Annotated in this window: 7 protein-coding genes; 6 read left to right on the forward strand and 1 reads right to left on the reverse strand. The window is 64.6% G+C overall.

Going from position 1 to position 10529, the window contains the following annotated elements; all coding sequences use genetic code 11:
* The first annotated feature begins 66 nt into the window (after positions 1 to 66).
* From AAHE99_RS07355 to prsR, 6 genes are all read left to right on the forward strand, one after another.
* Positions 67 to 1677 carry a methyl-accepting chemotaxis protein gene (locus tag AAHE99_RS07355; protein WP_342116002.1) on the forward strand — a complete coding sequence of 537 codons (1611 nt, stop codon included), beginning with the start codon at positions 67 to 69 and terminating at the stop codon, positions 1675 to 1677.
* A 263-nt stretch (positions 1678 to 1940) separates the two neighbouring features.
* Positions 1941 to 3230, forward strand: coding sequence for a nucleotide sugar dehydrogenase (locus AAHE99_RS07360; protein WP_342116005.1), 1290 nt, complete (start codon positions 1941 to 1943; stop codon positions 3228 to 3230).
* 32 nt (positions 3231 to 3262) lie between these two features.
* A complete protein-coding gene (locus AAHE99_RS07365; RefSeq protein ID WP_342116007.1) occupies positions 3263 to 4306 on the forward strand; it encodes an SDR family oxidoreductase in 1044 nt (347 codons plus the stop codon).
* Positions 4307 to 4374: 68 nt separating this feature from the next.
* Complete coding sequence (locus AAHE99_RS07370) at positions 4375 to 5778, forward strand: TIGR03013 family XrtA/PEP-CTERM system glycosyltransferase (protein WP_342116009.1); 1404 nt, start codon at positions 4375 to 4377, stop codon at positions 5776 to 5778.
* Positions 5779 to 5793: 15 nt separating this feature from the next.
* Entirely contained in the window at positions 5794 to 7818 is a 2025-nt protein-coding gene (gene prsK / locus AAHE99_RS07375) for an XrtA/PEP-CTERM system histidine kinase PrsK (protein ID WP_342116011.1), read from the forward strand.
* A gap of 17 nt (positions 7819 to 7835) precedes the next feature.
* Positions 7836 to 9200 (forward strand): PEP-CTERM-box response regulator transcription factor, encoded by a 1365-nt coding sequence (gene prsR / locus AAHE99_RS07380; RefSeq protein ID WP_342116014.1) that lies wholly within the window; start codon positions 7836 to 7838, stop codon positions 9198 to 9200.
* Here the strand turns inward: prsR and AAHE99_RS07385 are convergent.
* On the reverse strand, positions 9173 to 10529 hold a 1357-nt coding region (locus AAHE99_RS07385), incomplete at its 5' end, for a hypothetical protein (RefSeq protein ID WP_342116017.1). The genes prsR and AAHE99_RS07385 overlap by 28 nt on opposite strands.

The following is a 10529-nucleotide window of genomic DNA, read 5'->3' on the forward strand; positions in this document are numbered from 1 at the left end:
CCATGCGAACCCCAGCTCCCGGTTCGAGCCCGATATTTTTCCCTTGAACCGCTAAGGAGCTGCGCCATGCGCCTGAATACCCCTGTCAGCAACGAGGAAGTGATCCTGGACGACGGCAAGACCATCGTGTCGACCACCGACTTGAAGGGCAAGATCACTTACGCCAACCCGTATTTCATCGAAGTCAGCGGCTTTACCGAGGATGAGCTGATCGGCGCGCCGCAAAACATCGTGCGCCATCCCGACATGCCGGTCGAGGCCTTTGCCGACCTGTGGGGCACGATCCGGGCCGGCATGCCGTGGACCGGGCTGGTCAAGAACCGCTGCAAGAATGGCGATTTCTATTGGGTGCTGGCGAATGTGACGCCGGTGATCGAGGCGGGCCGCCCGGTCGGCTATATGTCGGTGCGTACCAAACCCAGCCGCGAGCAGGTGGCGCAGGCCGAAGGCCTGTACCGCGAACTGCGCGAAAGCAATCCACGCCGCCTGCGCCTGGAGCGCGGCCGGGTACGCCAGCGCGGCTGGCGCAACTGGGCCGACCAATGGCGCAATATGTCGCTGGCGCGCCACATCGGCATCGGCATGGCCGGGCTGACCGCCCTGCTGGCCTTCCTGGCGGTGCTGGGCGCGCTGCAAGGGGCGCCGCTGTGGCTGACCGTCACCAATGCCGGCTTCATTGCCGCCGCCCTGTACTTCTGGTACTCGCTGCAGCGCGCCATCGTCGAGCCGCTACGCCAGGCCACCAGTTTTGCGCGCAAGATGGCGGGCGGCGACCTGACCGGGGTGATCGACCTCGGCGCCGACAATGAAATGGGCCAGCTGCTGGCCGCGTTGCGCCAGACCAATGTCAACCTGCACAGCATCATCGGCGACGTGCGCAGCAATTTCGAGGAAATCCAGACCGCCACCAGCGAAATCGCGACCGGCAACCTGGACTTGTCGGGCCGCACCGAATCGCAGGCCTCCAGCCTGCAGCAGACCGCCGCCAGCATGGAGCAGCTGACCAGCAATGTGCAGCAGAGCGCGGCCAGCGTGCACAGCGCCAATGAGCTGGCCAGCCATGCCTCCACCGTGGCGGCCGAAGGCGGCAGCATCGTGTCGCAGGTGGTGCAGACCATGGACGACATCAGCCAGTCTTCGCGCAAGATCCTGGACATCATCGGCATGATCGACGGCATCGCGTTCCAGACCAATATCCTGGCGCTGAATGCGGCGGTGGAGGCGGCCCGGGCCGGCGAACACGGCAAGGGCTTTGCGGTGGTGGCCAGCGAAGTGCGCAGCCTGGCGCAGCGTTCGGCCACGGCGGCCAAGGAAGTCAAGCAGCTGATCGACAGCTCGATCGCCAAGGTCGATGCCGGCGCGAAACTGACCAGCAACGCCGGCGCCACCATGAGCCAGGTGATCGCCTCGGTGGGCCGGGTCACCCGTGTCATGGATGAGATCCACAACGCCACCCAGGAGCAAAGCCGCGGGATCGGCCAGGTCAACCAGGCGGTGGTGCATATCGACGACATCACCCAGCAAAATGCCGCCCTGGTCGAGCAGGCGGCGGCCGCCGCCAGCAGCCTGGCGCGCCAGGCCGAATGGGTGGCCCAGGCCATCGCGGTCTTCAAGCTGAAGGAAATCGCCGCCCGCAGCGCCGCGCCGCAGGCACGCCCGCTGGCGCTGAGCCACTGAAACCATTGCGTTGTGTCAAGACCGCAGGCGGCCGGGGGCCGCCTGCGTTGCTTTGTGGGTGCGGCGCGACGAAAGGCTGTGACAGCCGGCAGGGCCTCGTGTAAAATTGATAAGACGTATCAAATGAGCAAGAGACTTGGCAAATATTCCATAGATTGGTGTTGCATTTGCCCGGGGAATTGTGAACCCTGCATTGTAGTCGCTTACCTTCTGATATATATTATTAGCATAATGCAAATAGGTAATTCTCACGGGAACCTGATATGGATGACAACAAGGTTGTAGCAGTCGTAGGCCTGGGTTATGTGGGCCTGCCTCTCGCGGTAGAGTTCGGCAAGAAGCGCAAAACCATCGGTTTCGACCTGTCCCAAGCCAAGATTGAGAATTACCGCAAGTTCTGCGATCCGACCGGTGAAGTGTCGGAACAGGAACTGCGCGAGGCCACCCAACTGAGCGTGAGCTACGACCCGGCCGTGCTGGCCGAGGCCGACTATATCGTGGTGGCCGTGCCGACCCCGGTCGACAATGCCCACGCACCGGATTTCGGCCCCCTGGTCGGCGCCTCGACCACCGTCGGCAAGCACATGAAAAAGGGCGCCATCGTGGTCTACGAATCGACCGTGTACCCGGGCGCCACCGAAGAGGTGTGCATTCCCGTGCTGGAAAAACATTCCGGCTTGAAATGGCAGCAGGACTTCCACGTCGGCTATTCGCCGGAGCGCATCAATCCGGGCGACAAGCAGCACCGTTTAACCACAATCCTGAAAGTAGTTTCCGGCGATAGCCCTGCAACCCTCGACGAAGTGGCTAAACTGTATGAGTCGATTGTGACTGCAGGTGTCTACCGCGCCTCCTCCGTCAAAGTGGCGGAAGCGGCCAAGGTGATCGAGAACACCCAGCGCGACCTGAACATCGCGCTGATGAACGAACTGGCCATCATCTTCGACAAGATTGGCATCGATACGCTGGAAGTGCTGCAGGCGGCTGGCACCAAGTGGAATTTCCTGCCATTCCGTCCCGGCCTGGTTGGCGGCCACTGCATCGGCGTCGATCCCTACTACCTGACCCACAAGGCCGACATGATCGGCTACCACCCGCAGGTGATCCTGGCGGGGCGCCGCATCAACGACGGCATGGCCAAGTTCGTGGCGGAAAAGACCGTCAAGCAGATGATCGCGGCGGGCAGCCATATCAAGGGCGCCAAAGTCAATGTGCTGGGCCTGACCTTCAAGGAAAACTGCCCGGACTTGCGCAATTCTAAAGTAGCGGACGTGGTGTTCGAATTGCAATCCTACGGCCTGGACGTGCACGTGCACGACCCGGTGGCCGACGCCGAGGAATCGATGCACGAATACGGCATCCGCCTGGAAAGCTGGGACAGCCTGCCGCAAGCCGATGCGCTGGTGGCGGCGGTCTCGCACAAGGAGCTGCTCGCATTGTCGCTGGGCGAGCTGTCCGCGAAATTGAATCCCGGCGGCTGCTTCGTCGACGTCAAGTCGGCATTCAATATGACGGGCCTGGAAGAAGCTGGCTACAGCGTCTGGCGCCTGTAATAAAAAGTACTAGGGAGCCTGGGAGGGCTGTAGTGGGCAAGTTCGACGACGTACGGCTGCACCTGCGTGGCCAGCGATACCATTGGCTGGTAACGGGGGCGGCTGGTTTCATCGGCTCCAACCTGGTGGAGGCGCTGCTCAAGCTCGGCCAGCAGGTCACGGGCCTGGACAACTTCGCCACCGGCCACCGGCACAACCTGGACCAGGTGCGCGAAGCGGTCGGCTCGCCGGCCTGGGCCTCCTTCTCCTTTATCGAAGGCGATATCCGCGACCTGGCCACCTGCCACGCCGCCTGCGCCGGTAAGGATTTCGTCCTGCACCAGGCAGCCCTGGGCTCGGTCAGCCGCTCGATCGACGATCCGCTGCTGACCAATAGCGCCAACGTCACCGGCTTCCTGCAGATGCTGGTGGCGGCGCGCGACGCCAAAGTCAAGCGCATGGTATACGCCGCCTCCAGCTCCACCTACGGCGACCACCCGGGCCTGCCGAAAGTGGAAGACACCATCGGCCGGCCGTTGTCGCCGTATGCCGTGACCAAGTATGTCAATGAACTGTATGCCGATGTGTTCGCCCGGACTTACGGCATGGAAACCATCGGGCTGCGCTATTTCAATGTGTTCGGCCCGCGCCAGGATCCGGAAGGCGCCTATGCGGCGGTGATCCCGCAGTGGGTATCGGCCCTGATCCGCAACCGTCCGCTGTTCATCAACGGCGACGGCGAAACCAGCCGCGATTTCTGCTTTATCGACAACGTGGTGCAAGCCAACCTGCTGGCCGCCCTGGCCGACGCGCCGGGCGCGGTCAACCAGGTGTACAACGTGGCGCTCAACGAGCGCACCAGCCTCAACCAGCTGTACCTGATGATGCGCGAACTGCTGCAGCAGCGTTTCCCGCATTTGTTGCAGCATCAGGCGCAATACCAGGGATTCCGGGCCGGCGACGTGCGCCATTCGCAGGCCGACATCAGCAAGGCGCGCGAGCTGTTGGGATTTGAGCCGACCCACCGTATCGGTGAGGGCTTGAAAGAGGCCATGGACTGGTATGTCAGCCACCTGGCCCCGCAAAACCAGGGATAAAGAAAATGGCTGGAAGGCGCACCCCCGCCTCGCAGCCGGCATAAGCAGTACAGCGGGAGGGAATAAAAATGCTAAGAATTTCCAATCACTACATCTCCAAGGTTGTCTTCAGCCTGCTCTTCATGGAAGTGTTGATCCTGATTGGCTCGTTCTATGCCGGTGCGGGCCTGCGGTTTTTCGACGGTGACCAGTTCACCGTGCCAAAGCTTGACCATTTCTTCATGTCGGCCTGTATTTTCGCGGCCGCCATTGTGTTCAGCATGAGCGCGCTCGGCATGTACCAGATCAATTTCCAGGAAGGCTTGCGCAATCCCTTCTTCCTGCAATTGATGCCGTCCTTCGCCATGGGCTTTTGCATCCTGACCCTGGTGTTCTACCTGGCGCCGGACCTGTATTTCGGGCGTGGCATCCTGGTGCTGGTGTTCTTCATCTCCGGCTTCGGCATCCTGCTCGGCCGCGCCATGTTCCTGAAAACCTCGCGCTCGCATTTCCTGGCCACCCGCATCATCTTCCTGGGCGGCGGTTCGATGGCCAAGGAGTGCGGCGAATTGGCCACGCGCGATACCAACTACCGCAAATACGATATCGCCGGCTATGTCGCCATGCCTTCGGAAGAGGTGTGCGTACCGCACGGCAAGCTGCTGCACCTGCCCGAAGGCGGCTCGCTGGTGGCCCTGGCCAATGCCCAGCGCGTGTCGGAAATCGTGGTCTCGGTGCATAACCGCCGCGGCGGCGCCTTCCCGATCAAGGAATTGCTGGAGTGCAAGCTGTACGGCATCCAGGTCACCGACGCCGCCACCTTCTTCGAGCGCGAAACCTACCAGATCCGGGTCGAGTCGGTGCAGCCGTCCTGGCTGGTGTTCGGCGGCGGCTTCGACCAGAGCTTCATGCGTACCTTCATCAAGCGCACGGTCGACGTGCTGGCCAGCCTGGCGCTGCTGGTGGTGTCGCTGCCGGTGATGATCATTACCGCCATCGCCATCGTGATCGAAGACGGCGCGCCGATCTTCTACTCGCAGGAGCGGGTCGGCAAGGACGGCCATGTATTCCGCGTGCTGAAGTTCCGCAGCATGTTCAAGAACGCTGAAAAGAATGGCACGCCGCAGTGGGCCGCCAAGAACGACCCGCGCATCACGCGCGTGGGCAATATCATCTGCAAGCTGCGGATCGATGAATTGCCGCAGATCCTCAACGTGCTGAAAGGCGAAATGTCCTTTGTCGGTCCGCGCCCGGAGCGTCCTTACTTCGTGGAGCAGCTGACCGAGCGCGTGCCTTACTACAATGTGCGCCACAGCATCAAGCCGGGCATCACCGGCTGGGCCCAGGTGCGCTATGGTTACGGCGATACGGTGGAAGACGCGCTGCAGAAGCTGCAGTACGACCTGTACTACGTCAAGAACAACAGCCTGCTGCTCGATGTGCTGGTCCTGATCGATACCATCAAGGTGGTCATGTTCAGGGGAGGCCGCTAAGGACATGGAGGCCTGATGCCGACCAGCACCGCTGCCTTCAGCTACGCCAGCGCCGCGCTGGCGTTCCTGATCTTTAGCCTGATGCTGGTCCCCGGCAGGCGCCAGCGCCCGCACGGGCGCGCGCTGGCCGCGGCCTCGCTGCTGTCGGTGCTATGGGGCCTGGTGATGGCCAGCGCCACCGTGGTGCCGTGGGCGGCCTGGGTGCTGCACGGCGCCGAATGGCTGCGCAACGCGGCCTGGACCGGCCTGCTGCTGTCGATGCTGGGCCTGTGGCAGCGCAGTTCGCGCACCCTGCAGGTCAGCCTGGCGGTCTACCTGGTGATGGCGCTGGCCGCCGTGCTGGCGTCGGTGCTGCCGGCCGGACTCGGCTTCCAGGTGCAGGCCATCGGCCGCCTGGGCATGGCGGTGCTGGGCATGCTGCTGGTGGAGCAGCTGTACCGCGACCGCAGCGTGCAGGTGCGCTGGGCCATCAAGTTCTTCTGCCTCGGCCTGGGCGCCCTGTTTGCCTACGATTTCTACCTGTACAGCGACATGCTGCTGCTGCGCGAACTCGATCCCGAGCTGTGGGCGGCGCGCGGCATGGTCAATGCGCTGACGGTGCCGTTGCTGGCGGTGTCGCTGCTGCGCAGCGCTTCCTGGCCGGCCCAGCTGGCGGTGTCGCGCCGCGTCGCCTTCCATTCGGTGGCCCTGCTCGGATCGGCTTGCTACCTGCTGGCCATGAGCATGGCCGCCTATTACCTGCGCTTCGTGGGCGGCTCGTGGGGCGGCCTGATGCAGCTGGCTTTCCTGTTCGGCGCCACTTTCCTGCTGGTCGGCGTGCTGTTCTCGGGCAGTTTCCGCGCCTGGCTGAAAGTCTTCATCAGCAAGCACTTCTACCGCTACAACTACGATTACCGCGAGGAATGGCTGGCCTTCACCCGTACCCTGTCGGCCACCGGCCCCAACCTGGGCGAGCGCAGCATTTCCGCCCTGGCGGCGCTGGTGGAAAGCCAGGGCGGCGCCCTGTGGCTGCGCCGCGAGCAGCGCTTCGAACCGGTGGCGTCCTGGCATATGCAGGCGCAGCACGCCAGCGAGCCGGCCGACTCGCCGTTCTGCCAGTTGATGGAAAGCAAGCAGTGGCTGGTCGAGGTGGCGGCCCATGTGCTGCATGACCCCGACGTGCCGCTGCCGGCCTGGCTGCAAGCCTTCCCCAAGGCCTGGCTGGTGGTGCCGCTGCTGCTGCAGGGGCGCCTGGCCGGCTTCGTGGTGCTGATGGCCTCGCGCAGCGAGGTCAAGCTCAACTGGGAAGTGCTCGACCTGCTGAAAATTGCCGGCACCCAGGCCGCCTCCTACCTGGCGCAGCAGGAAGCCGACAATGCCCTGATGCTGGCGCGCCAGTTCGATTCCTTCAACCGCCTGTCGACCTTCGTGGTGCACGATTTGAAGAACTTGGTGGCCCAGCTGTCGCTGATGACCGCCAACGCGGAAAAGCACGCCAACAATCCCGAGTTCCAGCGCGATATGATGGAGACGGTCACGCTGTCGGTGCAGAAAATGAAGCTGATGCTGCAAAAACTCAGCCGTACCGCCTCGCCCGAGCGCGCCATGCCGCAGGACCTGGGCAAGCTGCTGGCCCAGGCGGTGGCGCTGAAGGCGGCCTTCGAGCCGACCCCGCAGCTCGACGTGCGCCAGCCGGGCTTGCGCGTGCTGGCCGAGGCCGAGCGCCTGGAACGGGTGCTGGGGCACCTGATCCAGAACGCGATCGAAGCCACGCCGCGCGACGGCCGGGTCAGCGTGCGGCTGCAGCAGGCCGGCGAGCTGGTGCAGGTGGAGGTGAGCGACACCGGCGCCGGCATGAGCGAAGAATTTATCCGCGAGCGCCTGTTCAAGCCGTTCGACTCGACCAAGTCGGCCGGCATGGGCATCGGCGCGTTTGAAAGCCGGGAATATATCCACCAGCTGGGTGGAACGCTGCAGGTGCGCAGCGCGCCGGAGCAAGGCACCACCTTCACGGTCAGCCTGCCGCTGTACCGCCAGCAAACCATTGAACAAGCCGCCTGACGGCGCGAGGACCTGTTGTGAGCCAGAGCAAACCCAAGCTGTTGATCATTGAAGACGACCCCGGCCTGCAAAAGCAGCTGAAGTGGAGTTTCGACGACTATGAGGTGGTGGTGGCGGGCGACCGCGAGGCCGCGCTGGCCCAGCTGCGCCGCCACGAGCCGGCCGTCTGCACCATGGACCTCGGCTTGCCGCCCGACCCGGACGGCGCCACCGAAGGCCTGGCCACCTTGCAGCAGATCCTGGCGCTGGCGCCGGACACCAAGGTCATCGTGCTGACCGGCAACCAGGACCGCAACCACGCGGTGCAGGCGATCGCCACGGGCGCCTACGATTTCCACCAGAAGCCGTGCGAACCGGAACTGCTGGCGCTGGTGATCAAGCGCGCCTTCGTCCTGCACGGCTTGCAGCAGGAAAACCGCCGCATGCAGCAGGGCAATGCCGACAGCCCGCTGGCCGGCATCATCTCGCGCGACCCCGGCATGCTGAAAGTGTGCCGCCAGGTGGAGAAGGTGGCGCCCAGCTCGGCCACCACCATGGTGCTGGGCGAATCCGGCACCGGCAAGGAAGTGATTGCGCGCGCCCTGCACCAGGGCAGCCCGCGCGCCAAGGAACGCTTCATGGCGATCAACTGCGCGGCGATTCCCGAGACCCTGCTGGAATCCGAGCTGTTCGGCTATGAGAAGGGCGCGTTTACCGGCGCCGTCAAGCAGACCAAGGGCAAGGTGGAGGCGGCCAACGGTGGCACCTTCTTCCTCGACGAGGTGGGCGACCTGCCGCTGCCGCTGCAGGCCAAGCTGCTGCGCTTCCTGCAGGAGCGCGTGATCGAGCGCATCGGCGGCCACGAGGAAATCCCGGTCGACGTGCGCATCGTGTGCGCCACCCACCAGAACCTGAAGGAGCTGGTCAAGGCCGGCCGCTTCCGCGAAGACTTGTACTACCGCCTGTCGGAAATCGTGCTGACCATCCCGCCGCTGCGCGAGCGCGAAGGCGACGCGGTGTTGCTGGCGCAGCATTTCAAGAACCGCTTCTGCGCCCAGGAAGGGCGCGCCAACCTGCACTTCAGCCCGGATGCGCTGGCGCAGATCGCCCACCACGACTGGCCGGGCAATGTGCGGGAAATGGAAAACTGCATCAAGCGCGCCATCATCATGGCCGACGGCCCGGCCATCACCGGCGACGACCTGGGCCTGTCCGGCGCCCCGCTGGAAGAGGAACCGTTCAACCTGCGCCAGGTGCGCGACGAGGCCGAATACAAGGCCATCGTGCGCGCGCTGGCGCGGGTGGAAGGCAATATCGTCAAGGCTTCCGAACTGCTGGGCGTATCGCGCCCGACCCTGTACGACCTGCTCGAGCGTCACGCCATCAAGGCGTCGGCGTCCTGATCTTCGGCGCCGCGCTGGCGGCGCACCTTGATGCGCTGGCGCGCCGGCTTCAGGCAGCCGGCCAGCGCCACCAGCAGGAACAGCAGCGACAGGCGCGGCACGTCGGTGATCGAATCGAACAGGCCCACCATCATGCAGCCGGTCAGCGAGGCCAGGCAGATGGTGGCGAAGCTGTCGCCGCCCAGGCCGCGCGCCAGCAGCGGCGCGCCCACCGCCAGCAGCAGCACGGCGGTGGCGGCCACCCCGGCCCAGCCCAGCTCGAAATACTGGTTGATGGCGAAATTCTTCACGTGCCAGGGCATGTGGTTGCGGTCGCTGCTGAAGAACCAGAAGTTATGGGCGTCGCTGAAGCTGCCGTTGCGCAGCAGTTCACGACCGCTGTCCACTTCGCGCAGGCTGACGTTGTCCACTTCCAGCGGCGCCTGGTGCGAGCTGTTGGAAATCTCCAGTACCAGCGGCGCGCCCCAGCTGTCGCTGCGTGCGCTGCGCACCGGCAGCTCCGCCGTCAGCGTCTGCCAGCCGGCCTGCACCGGCCCGTTGACCAGCTTTGGAATGCTGCACACCTGCGGGTAAATCAGCCAGCGCTCGCACACCATCACCGACGGCCAGGCCGAGGCATGGTGGCGCCGGATGTCCATGCTGAGGGTGTAGCGCTGGCCGGGCTTCACGTCCACGTGCTGCAGCATGCGCAGCACCTCGCCGTAGCTGAGCGCGTATTGCGACGGGGTCAGCTGCAGGTAGCGGTTGCCCGCCTGCGCGTTATAGCTGTAGCCGCCGGGAATTTCGCCGTGCGTATTTTTCCAGTGGAAGGTCGACGGGAAGCGCCCCAGGCCCTGGCCGAACACCGTGGTCAGGCTGTCGCTGTCCATCATGCTGAGCACCTCGCTCCAGTGCGCCAGGCGGGTTTCCATATCGCGGTTGACGGTGGCAAAGCGGCTGCCGGTGTAATAGCTGCCGGTGATCGGGATCAGGGCGGCAAACACGATGGCGCTGAAGAAGGCCACGGTCAGGGTGCCGCGCTCCAGCTTCCAGGGCGGCGCCGGCAGCAGGCGCGTGGCGCCGATGGCCAGCGCCAGCACGATCACCAGGGCGCTGGCGGCCAGCGTGTCGTTGCCGCCATAGTGGCGCGCCACCAGCACCATGGCCAGGGCCTGGGCCGGCAAGGCTGCCGCCAGCAGCAGCACGCCCAGCGGACGCTGGGGCGCCGGCGCCAGGGCCAGCAGGCCGATCCCGCCCAGCGCACACAGCAGCGCGACGCCATAGGCCAGGTAACTGCCTTTGGCGGCAATGCCCTGCCCGCCCAGCAGGCCGATGGCGCCCACCAGCAGC

The sequence above is a fragment of the Pseudoduganella sp. OTU4001 genome (assembly GCF_038440195.1).
GTDB lineage: Bacteria > Pseudomonadota > Gammaproteobacteria > Burkholderiales > Burkholderiaceae_D > Rugamonas.

Bases quoted from the DNA above. Each gene is read 5' to 3' on its own strand.
- AAHE99_RS07355 (WP_342116002.1), top strand. From the start codon at position 67: ATGCGCCTGAATACCCCTGTCAGCAACGAGGAAGTGATCCTGGACGAC.
- AAHE99_RS07360 (WP_342116005.1), top strand. From the start codon at position 1,941: ATGGATGACAACAAGGTTGTAGCAGTCGTAGGCCTGGGTTATGTGGGC.
- AAHE99_RS07370 (WP_342116009.1), top strand. From the start codon at position 4,375: ATGCTAAGAATTTCCAATCACTACATCTCCAAGGTTGTCTTCAGCCTG.
- prsK (WP_342116011.1), top strand. From the start codon at position 5,794: ATGCCGACCAGCACCGCTGCCTTCAGCTACGCCAGCGCCGCGCTGGCG.